Source organism: Anaerobiospirillum thomasii (assembly GCF_900445255.1).
In the GTDB taxonomy this organism is placed as follows: Bacteria; Pseudomonadota; Gammaproteobacteria; order Enterobacterales; family Succinivibrionaceae; genus Anaerobiospirillum_A; species Anaerobiospirillum_A thomasii.
This window is the reverse complement of sequence record NZ_UAPU01000002.1, coordinates 1-16,181: the sequence shown is the minus strand read 5'-3', so window position 1 is coordinate 16,181 and position 16,181 is coordinate 1. Positions and strand designations below refer to the sequence as shown.

At 38.3% G+C, this 16,181-nt stretch carries 14 protein-coding genes and 1 pseudogene; 11 read left to right on the top strand and 4 right to left on the bottom strand.

Translation table 11 applies throughout. The features are described 5' to 3' along the window. The first annotated feature begins 128 nt into the window (after positions 1-128). From DRZ93_RS00155 to DRZ93_RS13470, 3 genes are read left to right on the top strand one after another with little or no spacing between them, the layout of a single operon-like run. The gene (locus tag DRZ93_RS00155; RefSeq protein ID WP_113743242.1) at positions 129-869 is read left to right on the top strand and encodes a 3-deoxy-D-manno-octulosonic acid kinase; all 741 of its coding nucleotides are present in this window, start codon (positions 129-131) and stop codon (positions 867-869) included. A 45-nt stretch (positions 870-914) separates the two neighbouring features. Then, positions 915-1,262: an NAD(P)H-dependent oxidoreductase gene (locus DRZ93_RS00150; protein WP_113745432.1), complete on the top strand. Its 348-nt coding sequence runs from the start codon at positions 915-917 to the stop codon at positions 1,260-1,262. Positions 1,263-1,294: 32 nt separating this feature from the next. Further along, positions 1,295-1,459 carry a hypothetical protein gene (locus DRZ93_RS13470; RefSeq protein ID WP_172457971.1) on the top strand — a complete coding sequence of 55 codons (165 nt, stop codon included), beginning with the start codon at positions 1,295-1,297 and terminating at the stop codon, positions 1,457-1,459. Here the strand turns inward: DRZ93_RS13470 and DRZ93_RS00145 are convergent, their stop codons facing one another. Together DRZ93_RS00145 and waaF are read right to left on the bottom strand one after the other, a co-directional pair. Further along, complete coding sequence (locus tag DRZ93_RS00145) at positions 1,460-2,743, bottom strand: 3-deoxy-D-manno-octulosonic acid transferase (RefSeq protein WP_113743240.1); 1,284 nt, start codon at positions 2,741-2,743, stop codon at positions 1,460-1,462. It abuts the gene before it with no gap. Next, on the bottom strand, positions 2,730-3,776 hold the full coding sequence (gene waaF, locus DRZ93_RS00140; protein WP_113745431.1) for a lipopolysaccharide heptosyltransferase II: 1,047 nt from the start codon (positions 3,774-3,776) through the stop codon (positions 2,730-2,732). The genes DRZ93_RS00145 and waaF overlap by 14 nt, the downstream gene beginning before the upstream one ends. 158 nt (positions 3,777-3,934) lie before the next feature. Between waaF and rfaD the strand changes: the two genes are divergently transcribed. Continuing rightward, positions 3,935-4,897, top strand: coding sequence for an ADP-glyceromanno-heptose 6-epimerase (rfaD, locus tag DRZ93_RS00135; protein WP_113745430.1), 963 nt, complete (start codon positions 3,935-3,937; stop codon positions 4,895-4,897). Further along, complete coding sequence (locus DRZ93_RS00130) at positions 4,879-5,745, top strand: rhomboid family intramembrane serine protease (protein ID WP_113745429.1); 867 nt, start codon at positions 4,879-4,881, stop codon at positions 5,743-5,745. The genes rfaD and DRZ93_RS00130 overlap by 19 nt, the downstream gene beginning before the upstream one ends. A gap of 43 nt (positions 5,746-5,788) precedes the next feature. Here the strand turns inward: DRZ93_RS00130 and DRZ93_RS00125 are convergent, their stop codons facing one another. Together DRZ93_RS00125 and DRZ93_RS00120 are read right to left on the bottom strand one after the other, a co-directional pair. Continuing rightward, positions 5,789-6,238 (bottom strand): flagellar basal body-associated FliL family protein, encoded by a 450-nt coding sequence (locus DRZ93_RS00125; protein WP_113745428.1) that lies wholly within the window; start codon positions 6,236-6,238, stop codon positions 5,789-5,791. A 170-nt stretch (positions 6,239-6,408) separates the two neighbouring features. Beyond that, positions 6,409-7,584 carry an ROK family transcriptional regulator gene (locus DRZ93_RS00120; protein WP_113745427.1) on the bottom strand — a complete coding sequence of 392 codons (1,176 nt, stop codon included), beginning with the start codon at positions 7,582-7,584 and terminating at the stop codon, positions 6,409-6,411. A gap of 560 nt (positions 7,585-8,144) precedes the next feature. Here DRZ93_RS00120 and DRZ93_RS00115 point away from each other — a divergent pair. The 6 genes and pseudogenes from DRZ93_RS00115 to DRZ93_RS00090 all read left to right on the top strand — a co-directional run bounded on the left by DRZ93_RS00115 (position 8,145) and on the right by DRZ93_RS00090 (position 15,874). Further along, the gene (locus tag DRZ93_RS00115) at positions 8,145-9,182 is read left to right on the top strand and encodes an NAD(P)-dependent alcohol dehydrogenase (protein ID WP_113745425.1); all 1,038 of its coding nucleotides are present in this window, start codon (positions 8,145-8,147) and stop codon (positions 9,180-9,182) included. Positions 9,183-9,185: 3 nt separating this feature from the next. Next, complete coding sequence (gene xylB, locus DRZ93_RS00110) at positions 9,186-10,688, top strand: xylulokinase (RefSeq protein ID WP_113745424.1); 1,503 nt, start codon at positions 9,186-9,188, stop codon at positions 10,686-10,688. After that, positions 10,685-12,181: a sugar ABC transporter ATP-binding protein gene (locus DRZ93_RS00105; protein WP_113745423.1), complete on the top strand. Its 1,497-nt coding sequence runs from the start codon at positions 10,685-10,687 to the stop codon at positions 12,179-12,181. Before xylB ends, DRZ93_RS00105 begins: the two co-directional genes overlap by 4 nt. 38 nt (positions 12,182-12,219) lie before the next feature. Next, complete coding sequence (locus DRZ93_RS00100; RefSeq protein WP_113745422.1) at positions 12,220-13,242, top strand: ABC transporter permease; 1,023 nt, start codon at positions 12,220-12,222, stop codon at positions 13,240-13,242. A gap of 27 nt (positions 13,243-13,269) precedes the next feature. Further along, positions 13,270-14,268: a substrate-binding domain-containing protein gene (locus DRZ93_RS00095; RefSeq protein WP_113745421.1), complete on the top strand. Its 999-nt coding sequence runs from the start codon at positions 13,270-13,272 to the stop codon at positions 14,266-14,268. A gap of 370 nt (positions 14,269-14,638) precedes the next feature. Then, a pseudogene (locus tag DRZ93_RS00090) lies at positions 14,639-15,874 on the top strand (IS256 family transposase). Positions 15,875-16,181: the final 307 nt, after the last annotated feature.

The window sequence follows — 16,181 nt, the reverse complement described above, 5'->3', positions numbered from 1 at the left end:
GGCGAGATTAAGGTTGAGCCAGCAGGTGGCCTGATACAGGATGACAGTCTGATGGAGACTGTACAGCCGGTCATTGAAGTTGACAGAAGTTCTGACAAAGAGGGCACCATAGTGCTTGGAAATGGCTGATGGCAAGAGAGACTTTAGAATATAAAGGCTATCTGTACCTTATTGCAGATAATGCATGGCAGAGTCTTGATATTGCAACAATAGCAGAGCGTTTTGATGTTAAGAGTATAAAGAACACTGCAGGTGATATTAAAACTGTAGGTGGCAGAGGCTGTTCTTTTTTATACACGACACAAGACCATAAAAAGCTTGTATACAGAAGCTACAGGCGCGGTGGTCTGATTGGCAGATTGCTTAGGGACAGCTTTTTTAAATACGCTAGATTCGCCCACAGAGCTTTTGATGAGCTTGAGCTTTTGCAGACAATGCGCGCATTGAATATGCCTGTGCCTGAGGCTCTTGCTGCAAGAGAAAGCAGAGGCTTACTGTTTATAAAACAGGACATTATTATAAAGCAAATAGAAAATACACAGAATCTGTGTCAACTGCTAATGAAAAAGTCACTTAATGACAGGACATATATTGAAATATTAAATACCTGTGCACTGCTTTATAAAAATAAAATAGTACACAGTGACCTTAATATTAAAAATATATTAATAGATAATAACAAGCAGATTTACATAATTGATTTTGATAAATGTTATATAGATAAAAACATGAGCAAAGATCTCTATGTAAATATGTTAAATAGGCTGTTACGCTCTTTTGAAAAGGAGCAAAATCTGCACCAAGAAAGTTTTTATTTTAATAAAGATACTTTTGTTAAATTAATGCATAGTCATTTAGATAAAATTTAGGTAACATAATACTAGATAATATAACAGATAAGGAATGGATATAAAATGAAGACACTAATTATAGTAGATCATCCTTATTTTGATCGTTCAGTTGTAAATCGCAGATGGATTGATGAATTACGCAAATATCCTGATGATATTCTGATTCATAACCTGCAAAGCTCATATCCTCATGCACCTATCAATGTCGGACAGGAACACTCTCTTATAGAGAACAACGGTGCAGTTGTGTTTCAGTTTCCTCTTTTCTGGTTTAACTCACCTCCTATGCTCAAGTCCTGGTTTGATACAGTACTTACAGCAGGCTGGGCCTACAAGGGTGGCAACAAACTTGAGGGTAAACATGTGGCTTTGGCTGTAACTACAGGCGGTGCTGCTGAAAATATGATGTAAATGCCGGAGCTCAATACTCTCTTGAGGATTATGTGCGCCCTTATATTCAGGCACTTAAATACTGCGGTGCTGACTTTAAAGGTGTATATGCATTCTATGGCGCAAACACCTCAGAGGGCGAGTCAGTTGATGCCTCTGCAATAGCAGTAAGCGCCAGAAATTATGTAGACTTTATCAATAATATGGCTATGAAGTAGCTACTTTTTAAGCGCCACTTCAAAAAGCTCAAGAGTTTTTGCTATTGCACCACGGCCTTTTTCCTGTACATCAAGTGCTTTAAGGCCGGTTCTGGTGCATAGCTCTGTATCATTTATAAAGTTTTCAAGTAGTACATACAGTCTCTTTTCATCATTGGCAAGATAGGCTGCTCTTGCATCAATCATGTCCTCAAACTGCATCTTAAAATTATAATAGTAAGGACCTGTAATTACAGGCAAAGAGAAGTAGGCAGGCTCAAGAGGATTATGGCCTCCTATATCTACAAGACTGCCTCCCATAAATACAATGTTGCACAGACCAAGGTAGAGTTCTATCTCACCCATGGTGTCGCCTATAATGACTGACTCTGTAAAGAGCTCGGTAAACTTGTGCGCCTGTGATCTTCTGACATATCTGGTATTGACTTCATCTAAAAAGGCAATAGCCCTGTCCACACCGCTTTTGTGGCGCGGCACCAGCACTAGACGCAGATGCGGATACATATCATACAAAGAGAGAAAAACCTCAAGGATCTGCTCTTCCTCTCCATCATGTGTTGATATGGCTCCTATGACAAAATAGTTGTCATGAGCCTTTTTAAACATATAGGATTCTTTGAAGAGATCATCATTTGGCACTAAATCATACTTAAGAGAATTGGCTACAAAGATTCTATCTTTATTTATACCTATGCGCTCAAAACGCTGGGCATCATCAGGTGTCTGAGCAATAACCATGGATATTTTTCTTGCAATAAGATCTTTGACCAGCCACTTGAATCTTTCATATTTAAGACAGGTTTTCTCAGGCATTCTGGCATTAAACACAGTGACATTGACCTTATGTCTGTGGCAGATATCAAGCATATTTGGCCACAGCTCTGTCTCCATGATAAAAAGATGGGATGGTTTTACTCTTGAGGTAAAAATACCAAGAGCAAGAGAACTGTCAAGCGGCGCGAAAATATGGGTAATGCCCTTTATTTTCTGTGCCTCTAGGGCACCTGTGGTAGTTGTGGTGGTTACAATAATATTTAATTTAGGATGGCGCTTTACAAAATTATTGATAAGAGGTCTTGCAGCTATTACCTCACCCACACTTACTGTGTGAAACCATATGCTTCTTTTAAATCTGTACGGGCAAAAGCCAAAGAGCTCCATGACCCTCCTGCCATAGGGAGGATCGCGTCTTTTTTTATAGCATAGGAATAAAACTCCTGGTATAAGAGCTATCAGGGTTAAAAGCTTATAGATTAAAAGTATGAAAAAGCTAAGTATTCTCATGTTCAAGCAGACTTTCTAACTTTTCTATAACCGTAGAGTGTTTTATATTTTTCTGACAGGCATAGGTTTTAAATTTACACTCGCGCTTGAAGCATGGATGACATGGCTCGTCAGACTCGACACATATAGCCTTTTTAGACAGTGGCGGTGTATAGCCTGTGGAGGTGGAGCCAAAGATGCATACCTGAGGAATATCAAGAGCTGCAAGCGAATGCATAAGCCCTGAGTCATTGACCACAGCACCTGCACATAAAGTCAGAATATCAAGAGCCTCGGTAAGATCGGTCTTACCTGCTACATCATAAAAATAAGGTTTATATTCAGAGCCTATGTGAGATAGAACCTGCTCAACACTGTCTTTATCTTTTTGTGAGCCAAGAGCCATAATGGCATAACCTTTTTTAATAAAGTGCTCACATACTGCAGCATAGTATTCAAAAGGCCAAAGCTTTGAAGGGCCATAGTTGGCACCGCAGCCTATGGCAATAAACTTTCTGTCCGTTTTAAGATTAAGTCTGACAATTAGCTCTTCAGATGGAGGATAGGCCTTAAGGCTTGGATATTCAAAGTCCATCAGATCAGATGCTGTCTTAACCTCTTCATTTGAATAGGCAAGAGAGACATAGCGCTGTACCATCAAAGGAAAATCTTCTTTGTTTTTTCGCATCTCGTTGATAACAACATAGCGCGATTCGCCTTTAAGACCACGTCTGTAGTTAATGTCGGCATAATATGGAATCAGGGCTGACTTAAATGAATTTGGCAGAATAAAGGCCATATCATAATTGCCCTTGAGCGATCTGCCCACAACTTTTCTTCTTAGCAGATCAAACACGCCATGACCAAATGGATTTTCAATGGTATTGTCCACCTCTTCCATACGCTTGAGCACCGGTATGGTCCAGGCAGGAGCAAAGGCATCGATAATACATCCAGGATAGAGTTGTTTTAAAACTTTATACAGACTCTGGCTCATGATGATGTCGCCAAGCCATGACGGGCAGATAATAAGTATTCGTGTAGCTGTTTGCATGCTGTAAATCCTTGTTTTTAGATATTGTAGCAAATTTATATTAACTTGGCTTTTATGAATATCATGCCACTTTGTGGCAGTATTTTTTTTAGTTTTTATTAAGAGCAAAGATAACTATTATATAATCAGATGGAAAAGATGAAATTTAAGGTGGCAATATGATTATAGTGACTGGCGGTGCCGGCTTTATCGGCAGCAATATCGTCAAGCTTTTAAATGACAGAGGTCGCAAAGATATTTTAGTTGTTGACCATTTAAAAGACGGACACAAATTTACAAATCTTGTTGATCTGGATATTGCAGATTACATGGACAGGGACGATTTTCTAGCCCTGATTAAGGATGAAAAGGCTTTTGCCGCAAGATTTAATATAAGAGACATTGAGGGCATATTCCATGAGGGCGCCTGCTCTGCAACTACCGAGTGGGATGGTCAGTATGTAATGCGCAACAATTATGAGTATACAGTAACTCTCTTTGAGTTTGCCGTAAGTCATAAGATTCCATTTTTATATGCATCATCTGCAGCCACATACGGCGGCGGCTCTGTATTTGTTGAAAACAGAGTCAATGAGGCACCTTTGAATGTCTATGGCTATTCAAAATTCCTCTTTGATGAATATGTGCGCTCAAGACTACCACATATCAATTCTCAGGTTGTAGGTTTTAGATACTTTAATGTATACGGACCACGTGAAAATCATAAAGGATCTATGGCATCCGTTGCCTTCCATTTAAACAATCAGATGTTAAAGGGCGAAAATCCAAAACTGTTTAAAGGTTGTATGGGCTATCCAGACGGCGGCCAGACCCGTGACTTTGTTTACGTTGAGGATGTGTGCAAGGTAAACCTATGGTTCTGGGAACATAACGGTCCATCAGGTATTTACAACTGTGGTACAGGCAGAGCCGAGCCGTTTTTAAATATTGCCAAGGCTGTAATCAAGTATCACGGCAGAGGAGAGGTCGAGTTTATTGACTTCCCAGAGCACCTCGTAGGTCATTATCAGTGCTTTACCGAGGCGGATTTAACCAAGCTTAGAGCATCAGGATGCGACATAGAGTTTAAAACTGTAGCTCAGGGCGTAGCTGAGTATATGAAGTGGCTCAATTCAAGATAGTAGATGATATAACATACCCGCATTTTGTGGGTCTGGTACCAAACAAGCAGACAGGCGTAGAGTTCTGCGCCCGTCTGCAGTCTTTGGGTATTGACTGTGCAACACGCTTTAGCGGGGCTAGCATTGGTATCTATGTTGCAAATCAAAAAGATGTTTCAAGAGCAAAAATTGAACTTCTGTCATTTTGCAACAAGAGCTTTACACAGAGCAGTACAGCCTCTAAGGCCAGAGAAATGGCAAGAGCCAATGGGCTTATGACCTATCTGCAGACAGCTCTGGTGCGCTTTAACTTTCTGTCTGTGGTTACAGCCATTGAAGTTATCTGTGTCATTGCCTATGTCTATGGTCTGTTTGATGCCAACAGTGTCTATGCACTGCTGTGTCTTTACGATATAAGGCAGATAACGGATAGTGCTCAAATATGGAGACTTTTAACTCCAATTTTTGTACATTTTTCTATTTTGCACATTGCCTTTAATCTCGTTATGTTTGAGGCCTTTGCTCGCGGCATAGAAAATAAAATTGGCACTGTAAAGATATTATCCTTGGTTATATCCTCAGGACTTATATCAAATGCCCTGCAGTTTTTACTGCAAAACCATGAAACAGGATCCATTTTTGGTGGACTCTCTGGCGTGGTTTATGCGGTTATTGGTTATATGGCTATGCTCTCACGCCGCAAGGATCTACCAGATGAGTTATATATGCCACAGGGGCTTCTGACTGTGTCGGTTATATTTATAGGTATTGGCTTTTTATTGGGCGGTGTAGCTAATATCTGCCATTTAGGCGGACTGCTTGTAGGTCTGGCTGTTGGCTATTTTGATATGAAAAAGCTCAGGTTCTAGGCCTGAGCTTTAGATATTTTAAAATTTCCTCTTGATGTATTAATTACTGATAGAGGAAATTGATAATTAAAAAGTCCTGCACAATATTTCTGCCATCCTTTTCATACATCATATCGGATATTTTCTGCAGACACTCTGATCTAATCTCTTCTCTTGATGTTGGTTTGTTAACATCAGAAAAAACCTTGGAGCCGAGAATAGATATAATTGTATCTTTAATTAAGGCTTCACGTTCCTGCAACAGTGGCAGATCATTACTGTCCATAACCATGATATTGGCCTTGAGACGAACATAATGGAGCCTTTCTTTAGAATCGCTTTGAGCAAGGTTAGTAACAATATCAGGTTTTATATCAAAATAACCAACCTCAACCTGCTCTGTCATAGCATTTTCAAGTGCATTTGGATCTGCAGCTGGAACTTCTTCAGCATAGACATTAGCCGTCATGGTCATAAACGGTATGGCACATATTAAGGCCAGTTTGTTAAACATATAAGCTCCTCAAATTAATTTGGCACTTAAGCTCTACTTAATATACTTTAGTTTACTCCAATAATAAGAAAAACTAAAATATTTCTTGAAAGCTTTGAATCTATATCAAGTAAGAGCCTCCTAATCTTTCAATAATTTATAAAAACAGCCATTTTTAGAGCACTCATATACTAAAGATTTTTTATATGCTTTTTTCTGGCCGCAAAAGCTGCACCAAAAGCAGCAGGTTGCTCAAATATAGTTGGCTTTAAAAAGATGTTGTCTATAGGATATGATGCAATTCTCATAATCTCATTTTGTAAAATATCAAGCCTGTCATAGAGGTGAGGACCAATAGTGCCACCCAAAATGATTTTGACATCCAAGGCGTTGTTTAGATTATTTATCAGAATTGCAAGATACTTAATATATCGGTTATAACTTTCAAGTCTATTTAAACTAGGATTAGTGTTTAAATTTATAAAAAATTCTTCGATATTTTTATCTATACCAGAAAGTAACGCACTTTCATTTAAATATGGATCAACACATCCTTCCTTTCCGCAATAGCATAGTCTTCCGTTAGGAACCAAGGTTAAATGTCCAACCTCACCAGTTCTATTGTTAAGACCTTCCATCAGTCTACCTAGAACTACAATTCCACTTCCTACAGTTTTGGCTAGAGATAGATAAATAAAGCTGGCAGCATTGCTATAAGTACTAGTTTCTGCAATAGCTCCTGCGTTTGAGTCGTTAATTAAAAAAAGATCATGCTCATCTATCTTTAAAAACTCACCCAAATCCACAAAATCGAGCTTTAATGCATGGGATTGAGCCTCCATAGGAGGATTAATAATTCCTGCAGGAATGCTGATACCGAGACCTCTATTGATCGAAATATTTGACTTTAGATCAATAACTTTATTTTTGAAACATTTAAATTCAGCTATTAGCTTGGAGAAGTATTTTTCCTTAAATTCAAAGACCTCATTTATGGATTCCATATGTACTATGTTGTTACAAAAGTCGATTGCACAAAAAACATATGACTCTTTTTTGATGTCGATGCCTAAGGAGATAATATGATCTGGGTTGAATGTTAACTTAGTTGCCTTTTTACCTCCAGTAGAGGAGCATTTGCCATCAGCAATTATCACTCCTCGATCTGTCAGCTCTTTTGTATATGAAATAGCCGTTGGTAAAGAGATTCCATATTTGTTGGCAATTTCTGGATTAGATGTGAAGCCATGCCTCGTAATTAGGGTGCAGATAAGTCTAGGAACACTTAACTCTTTGCTTACAGTTTTTTCTCTATAAATGGTCCCTTTGACTTTTTTATGATTTTGTTTTGATGTTGTCGGCTTCACAGTGACCTCTGACCTTGTTGAAAATACAATGTTAATTTTGTTTATGCGTATTTACTGTTAAACTCGCCAGCATCGAAATGAATCAATCCTTATATGACCGTTTCGTTGCAGCAACTCCAATACTATTCTGTAGGTTAAGAGCTAGTAGGTATCTTAACAGTACCAAGAGATTTTTTAAATCGTATATTTATTGTTTACTAAAGTATCTTATTAGTAAAAATATTTTACTAATTGATAGAAAATCTCTTTGGAATGATGTTTTAAGCAAAAAAATCAATCTTTGTAAAAATTACAATTTAGATTCTAATGAAATCTTATTAATAGTGTATTTTTATTATTATAAATATGATGTATATCACATAAAAATACAGTAATTAGAAATAAATTTTATCATTCTGCTTGATTCAAATAAGATATTGATCACTTTTTGCGGTTTATAGTTAAAAATTTTCTAAATTTTTGTGAGAAATATCAAATTTAGGCGGTTTCATAGTAAATTGTTTTTAGTTATAAATAGAACAGGAAAAGTTCATTAATAAAATTATTTTAGGAAGTGCCTTATGAAAGCTTTAGTTTTAGAACACACAAAGCAGATTGCAGTAAAGGATGTTCCAGCTCCTGCAGTTGTTGGTGATAATGATGTCAAAATTAAAATCAATACCGTAGGTATATGCGGTAGTGATTGTCACTATTACCAATACGGAAAAATAGGATCCTTTGTCGTAGAGAAGCCAATGGTATTAGGTCATGAAGCTTCAGGAACAATTGTTGAGATTGGAAATAACGTTAAAAATCTAAAAGTTGGAGATAGGGTTTGTATGGAGCCTGGCATTCCAAATATGTCATCCATTCAAACACTATCTGGTTTTTATAATTTAGATCCTGAAGTAAGATTCTGGGCCACTCCTCCAATTGATGGATGTCTGTGCGAAACTGTTGTGCACCCTGCAGCTTTTACATTTAAGCTTCCAGATAACGTGTCCTATGCTGAAGGCGCAATGGTTGAGCCATTGGCTATAGGTATGCAGGCAGCAACTAAAGCTGAAATTAAGCCAGGTGATATTGGTTTAGTTTACGGTGCCGGCACTATAGGCATTCTCACAGCACTTGCAGCGCTTTCTGGAGGATGTTCAGATGTGATCATCTGTGATTTATTCGATGAAAAACTCGCTATAGCAAAACAGTATCCTGGTCTTCACCCAATAAATAGTAAGAATAAAGAAGAATTAGCAGCTAAGGTTTGTGAGTTAACATCTGGCATGGGTGTTAATGTTGCATTTGAATGTACAGGTGCTGCTCCTGTAATTTTAAATGTAACAGAGCATGTAGCTCCTAGCGGTACCGTTGTTCTTGTCGGTATGCCAATAGAACCTACACCATTTGATATTGTTGCAGCACAGGCAAAAGAAATAACCTTCAAAACCATTTTCAGATACGCAAATATGTATCCAAAAACTATTGCTTTATTGGCTTCTGGAAAACTTGATGTCAAACCGCTTATTTCTGCGAGATTCAAGTTTGATGACGTAGTAGATGCTTATGAAAGAGCTGCCGAAGGTCGTGCTACAGATGTCAAGATTGTTATAGAGATGGAGTAAAAGATGTCATACTTTACAGGAATTGATTGTGGTACACAAAGCACCAAAGTTGTAATAGTTGATACCGACACTCACAAGATTATTGGAGAGGGTAGTGCAGCTCACGACTTGATAGCTGACCACAATGGAAAACGCGAGCAAGAGGCTGAGTGGTGGATCGAGGCTTTAGTAAGTTCATTTAAACAGGCATTAAATCAGGCACAGATATCAGGAAAAGATATAAAGGGCATTGGTGTTTCTGGTCAGCAGCATGGATTTGTGCCTGTTGATAAAAATGGCAAAGTGATCTGTCCTGTAAAGTTATGGTGTGATACTTCCACCGCAAAAGAAAATCAGGAAATAATAGATGCTTTAGGAGGAACTAAGGCCTGCATTGAAAAGCTAGGAATAGTTCCTCAAACGGGATATACAGTATCAAAGATTTTAAATCTTAAGAAAAACAATAAGGAATTATATGAGCAGTTAGATAGCATCATGCTACCTCACGATTATATAAATTTCTATTTGACAGGGAATAAAGTCGCAGAATATGGAGACGCTTCTGGAACAGGCTTGTTAAATGTCAAAACAAAAAGTTACTCAAAAGAAGTAATTGATTCAATAGACAACTCAGGAAAGCTTGAGTCTTGCTTAAACACTCTTATTGATTCAACACAGATTGTTGGTACAGTAAGACCAGAAGTTGCAAAATTACTCGGCGTTACAACTGAGACAGTTGTATCTTCCGGTGGTGGTGACAATATGATGTCTGCCATTGGAACAGGAAATATCAAGACAGGCATTATAACCATGAGTCTTGGTACTTCAGGTACTCTGTTTACATATGCCGATAATGTAAATAAGATCACAGACGGGCAGATTGCAAACTTTTGTTCATCAACAAATGGCTATCTGCCATTAATCTGCACAATGAATGTAACATCTGCAACATCGATAGTACAGAATTTACTGGAAACTAATTTAGATGATTTTAATCATTATCTGCAGAGCACTCAACCGGGCGCTAATGGCCTGACTTTTTTACCATTCTTTAATGGAGAAAGAATTCCTGCTCTGCCAAATGCCAAGGCAAGTCTATATAACATTGACGCAACTAACTTTACAAATGCCAATTTATGTGTAGCTGCTACTGAAGGTGCTACATTTGGTTTGCGCTATGCAATTGATCTGTTTAGAAAACAGGGTATTGCAGTAAATCAGATTAGATTGACAGGTGGAGGTTCCAAGAGTCAGGCATGGAGAGAGATCGTCTCTAATACAGTTAACTCACCAGTTGTGTGCTTAACAAATAGTGAAGCTGCATCCTTAGGCGCTGCAATTCAGGTAATTTGGGCAAGCTCAGAGCATGCTACACAAAGCTCACTTATATCTCTTTGCAATGATTATGTTGGTTTAGATGCATCGACACAATATACACCAGATACCAGTAAAGTGTCTCTTTATGAAGAGGCTTATCAGCGTTACTTAGAGATTTTAAAATCAGCTTATCCTCAGGTACAAATATGACAATAGAAGTTAAAGATATCTTGTTGCATGTTGATGGCGTACAAAAGTCTTTTGGACAGGTACAAGCATTAAAGGAAGCCTTTTTCACCTTAAAAAGAGGCTCTATACATGCATTATGTGGAGGAAACGGTGCTGGAAAATCCACATTTTTAAGCATACTTATGGGCTTTATCTTACCAGATGCAGGCAATATTTATCTTAGAGGCAAGCAGGTTAATTTTAAACATCCTGGTGATGCCATAGATGCAGGAATAGCTATTGTGCAGCAAGAGCTTAGTGCTATTCCTGATTTAACAGTAGCTGAAAACATCTGGTTGGGAAGAGAGCCTAATAAAAATGGTTTTATAGACTTTAAGAAACTCAATCAGATGACTGACGAGTTGATGGAGAGCTTGCACTTTAATATTAAGTCAACATCCACAATGCGTTCTTTAAGTGTAGCAGAGCAACAACTTGTTGAAATTGCCAAGGCACTGTCACATGCAGATGCTGATGTGATTATTATGGATGAGCCTACATCAGCTATTGGCGAGGAAGACGCTCAAAAGATTTTTGAAGTAATCAAAATGCTGGCTGCAAAAGGAAAGGGCATTATTTACGTTTCACACAGACTCTCAGAGATATTTCAGATAGCAGACACATATACTGTGTTCAGAGATGGCCGCTATGTTACAGATGGCATGATTAAAGATCTCACAAGAGAAAAGCTCATTGAGCATATCATTGGAGGTGAATTAAAGAGCGAGTTTGAAAAGTTTAATAAGCCAACTGATGAAGTGATTTTAGAGGTAAAGAATTTAACCTGGAAAAAGAAAGTTAAAAATATATCTCTAAACCTCAAAAAAGGGGAGATTCTTGGCATTTACGGTCTTGTCGGATCTGGAAGAAGTGAGTTTTTAGACACAATCTTTGGTATTAAGCATGCTACTTCTGGAACAGTAGAAATAGATGGAAACGAGCTTAAATTAAAGCACGAGCCAAGCGACTCAATCAAAGCCGGCATAGCTTATGTTACAGAGGACCGAAAGGAGACAGGCCTGGTTCTGTGTAGATCAATATGTGAAAACATCAATATTGCTTCATTTACTGATATCAGTAAAAGCTCATTTGTTAATGAGAATAAAGAGTTAAGACGCGCTGACGATATGATTCGGTTATTTAATGTGAAAACACCAAATGCAGCTGAGATAGTTGGCAATTTATCTGGAGGTAACCAACAAAAAGTTGTATTGGGTCGATGGGCTTTAACCAATCCACTTGTTTTACTTTTAGATGAACCAACTCGAGGTATTGATGTTGGCGCTAAAAAGGAAATCTACAAGTTTATGTCAGAGCTTGCACTAGAAGGAAAGGGTATCATTATGGTTTCTTCAGAATTACCTGAAATTATTGGTATGAGTGACAGAATCATCGTATTTAAAGATGGTGAGTTTGTTGGAGAAGTTGATGCCAAAGAGGCAAGCCAGGCTAGTCTCATGAAGTTAGCCGTTTAGTTATTATGTATTGATTTTATATAAAAGGAACTCTCGATATGGATCTAGCACACAAAAAGGGACCATTTGGTCTGAGTAAAGATACTTTAAGAAAATCTGGAATTATTCTTGCGTTCATTGGTCTGTGCATAATTGTGTCAATCATCGGCCAAATTCAGGTAGCAAGAGGTGAGTGGGATAATAATTACTTCTTAAGCTACGACAACATGCTTATTATTCTTCGACAGATCTCAATCAATGGCATATTAGCAATTGGTATGACGTTTGTAATTATTACAGCAGGTGTTGATCTGTCTGTAGGCTCTGTACTTGCTTTGGCAGGTATTGTTGCAGCAAGATTTGCTACAAGTAATTCGGGTTTAAAAATTGGAGATACAACAGATGCTGTTCTGTTGCCTTTCTTAATTGCATTAGCAATAGGTACTGTTTGTGGCTATGTAAATGGTGCAATTTTAAGTAAGTATAGAATTCAGCCATTTATTGTCACTATGGGTATGTTATCTGCAGCTAGAGGTTTAACCCTGCTTACAACAGGAGGCAACCCAGTATCTCAGCTAAATAGTGATTTTAGATGGATCGGTAATGGATATATGGCTGGAATTCCTGTCCCAGTTGTAATTTATCTATTAATTTTTATTCTGTCATGGATTCTATTATATAAAACAACTTTTGGTCGCTATGTCTTTGCTGTAGGTGGCAATGAAAAGAGCGCAAGAACATCAGGTATAAATATCGTAAGAATTAAAGTGTTGGTTTATACATTGTCTGGCGCTTTGGCAGGTATTGCGGGTCTCATTTTAACAGCAAGAACTGGATCAGCTCAGACTAATGCAGGTAATGCTTATGAGTTAGACGCAATTGCTGCAGTAGTTATCGGTGGCACAAGTATGACTGGTGGTATAGGTACACTTGCAGGAACATTCTTCGGTGTACTGATTATAGGCGTTATGAACAACAGTTTAGATTTGTTAGGTGTTCCATCCTATTATCAGCAAGTTATTAAGGGCGCCTTGATTGTTATAGCAGTATTACTTGATCCTTCACGTAAATCAAAAGAATAATCTTTTAAAACTATAGGAGTTTTATTTATGAAAAAACTAGCTTTATCTGTTGCTTTAGCTTCAGCCTTATTTGCATCAACATCAGCAATGGCACAGCAGCCTGTAAAAATATCTGTTTTGATGTATGGTATGAAGGCAGAGTTTGTGCAATTAATGGAAAGATATGGTAAAGAGCACCCTGCAGTTACTTCTGGAGTTGCTGAGCTGACATTTTATGATGGACGTTACGACCCAATGGTTCAAAATAACCAGGCAGAAACTGCAATTCAGACTAAGACAAATGCCATTATTGTAAACCCTCTTGATTTTGAGGCAAATATTGATGTAGCAACTATGGCTAATGAAGCAGGAATTCCTGTAGTTGTAACAAATGCTAGACTTAACACCGAAGATATAACAGCAGAGGTTGTTTCTGATGATGTTAAGGGCGGCTACATGGAGGCTAAGGCTGTTTTAGGTAAATTAAAGTGTAAAGGCAACGTTGTTATTATTGAAGGACCGAAGGGTGGTTCAGGAGAAATTCAGCGTGGTCAGGGCAATGATACAGCTATTGCTGAGTGCGGTGAAGGCGCAGTGAAAGTTTTAGAAAGAAAGACAGCAAACTGGAGCCGTGCAGAAGCTATGGTCTTAATGGAGAACTGGTTACAGAAACATCGTGGTAAAATTGATGGAGTCATTGCACAGAATGATGAAATGGCTTTAGGTGCAATTGAAGCTATCAAGGGTGCAGGTTTAAATCCTAAAGATTTTGCTATTGCAGGTATTGATGGTGTATCTGATGCAATTAGAGCAGTACAGGAAGGTGAGATGGTATCTATTCTGCAGGATGCTAAAGCTCAAATGCATGGCTCTATAGATGTAGCTTTAAGAGCTGTAATTGGTCCAGAGTATAAGCCAATGTCAGATATTTGGGCACAGTATGAGCCTGAATTAAAATGGGAAGATGGTCAGTTAAAGCACTATATGATTCCATGGACTGTTGTAAGCACAGAAAATGCTCAGGCTTTACTTGATGCACGTAAATAAGAAATATTAATATAGACCTTAACTTGAGTGATAGAGGTAGGCATATGCCTACCTTTTATACTGCTCCTAGTTTTAAAGTATCTTCATAGACTTCAGTGTATTATACATTGTGTGGTATAGCATCTTAATTGGGTATGGTTAACAATTATCCTGCTGTTTATGAATAATTCGAACTTATATGGTGTAATTTTTATTTCTACAAATTTGTGGATATATTTTATATGGTACAGAGTATCTATTCCTCCTATTAAATCTTTGATGTAAGTTCACTTGTCGCAGATTTCATTTGTTCTTAAACGAGAGTGAACTAAAAACTGTGTAAACGAAGATAGATGATTTAAAATATAACCATTATCGGAGTTTACTTAATATGGCAAGAATTAAACATAGCCCAATGGCTGAAAAGATAGCTGACTTATAATGGAGCACTACAACCCAAAAGATGCCCAGAGTGCTCAAGATGCTATTAAAGAAGCATTTGCACCTGTTTTTGAAAGGATCCTTAATACTGAGCTTGATGCTCATTTAGGCTATAGCAAGAGCAGCACTGATGAGAAGGAGACCACCAACAGGCGCAACGGCTATTCTAAGAAAACCATTCAAGGCTCATTTGGTGAGGCAGAGATCAACACTCCACGTGATCGTGAAGGAACCTTTGAGCCAGTAATTATCCCAAAAAGGGAAAAAGACGTATCTCAGATAGAGCAAAAGGTCCTGGCCATGTATGCAAGAGGCATGAGTCAGAGGGATATAAGCTCAACCATTGAGGAAATCTATGGTTTTAAGCTCTCTCAAGACAAGATCTCCACTATAACGGACCTTATCCTGTCGGATGTTAATGAGTGGCTTAACAGGCCGTTAAAGCCTCTGTATACCTTTGTCTTTGTAGACTGCATCTATGTCAAGATGAAGAATGACAAGGGCTCTACAGAGAATCATGCCGTATATGTAATATTAGGCTTAGATGCTGAGGGGTATAAAGAGGTTTTGGGGCTTTATATATCCCCAACAGAGTCAAAGTCATGTTGGATGAATATATTTGACAATATCAAGAGCAGAGGCGTTAAGGACATACTTTTCCTGTCTATGGACGGTGTCTCTGGTCTTGAAGACGGAGTAAAGTCTATATTCCCGCAGACAGTTGTACAAAGATGCATTGTGCACCTTATACGCAATGCCTGTAAATATGTCCCTTACAAGGATTTAAAGGCTTTCTGTGCCGACTGCAAGGCAATGTATGGAGCTATTAATGCAGAGGCAGCTGAGGAAGCTCTGCTGCACCTTATAGACAAATGGGGTGATAAATACCCTGGAGCTATAAGGTGTGGGAGAACAATTTCAACCATGTAACACAGCTGTTTAACTATCCATCGGCAATACGCAAAATCATGTACACCACTAATGCTATAGAGGCCGTAAACTCCAGCTTACGTAAGGTCACTAAAATAGTATGTTTGAGAACAAGAATGCCGTGTTTAAAGTCTTTTATTTAAGAATTACAGGCGACCTGGCCAAGAAATGGGGTGTGAGCAGAGTCAGGAACTGGACATCTGTCTTAAACCAGATGACATGCATTGATAGTCTGGCTGAACGTATAAGGCCATAATAAACTAGTTTTAAAGCGTATAGGAGCAAGCCCGCGCGCGGATAGGTAATACTACGTATTACCTATGGGTTGTCGCATCCTGTAAAACATAGAGCAAGGGAGACAAAACGTGATAAACATGGATTCCTGCCCCCTCAGCCATTTATGGACAAGCCCCTACGGGTTGGCTACGCCAATCCATAAAAGGCTTTCAGGGGCAGGAAGAGGCAAAATCATGAATGAGGTATTGAATTGTTGAAAAAAACAAGATAGCATAAATTTAGATTCTAAATTGCGCAATTAAAGAATAAGAGATCTTAGTTTACAC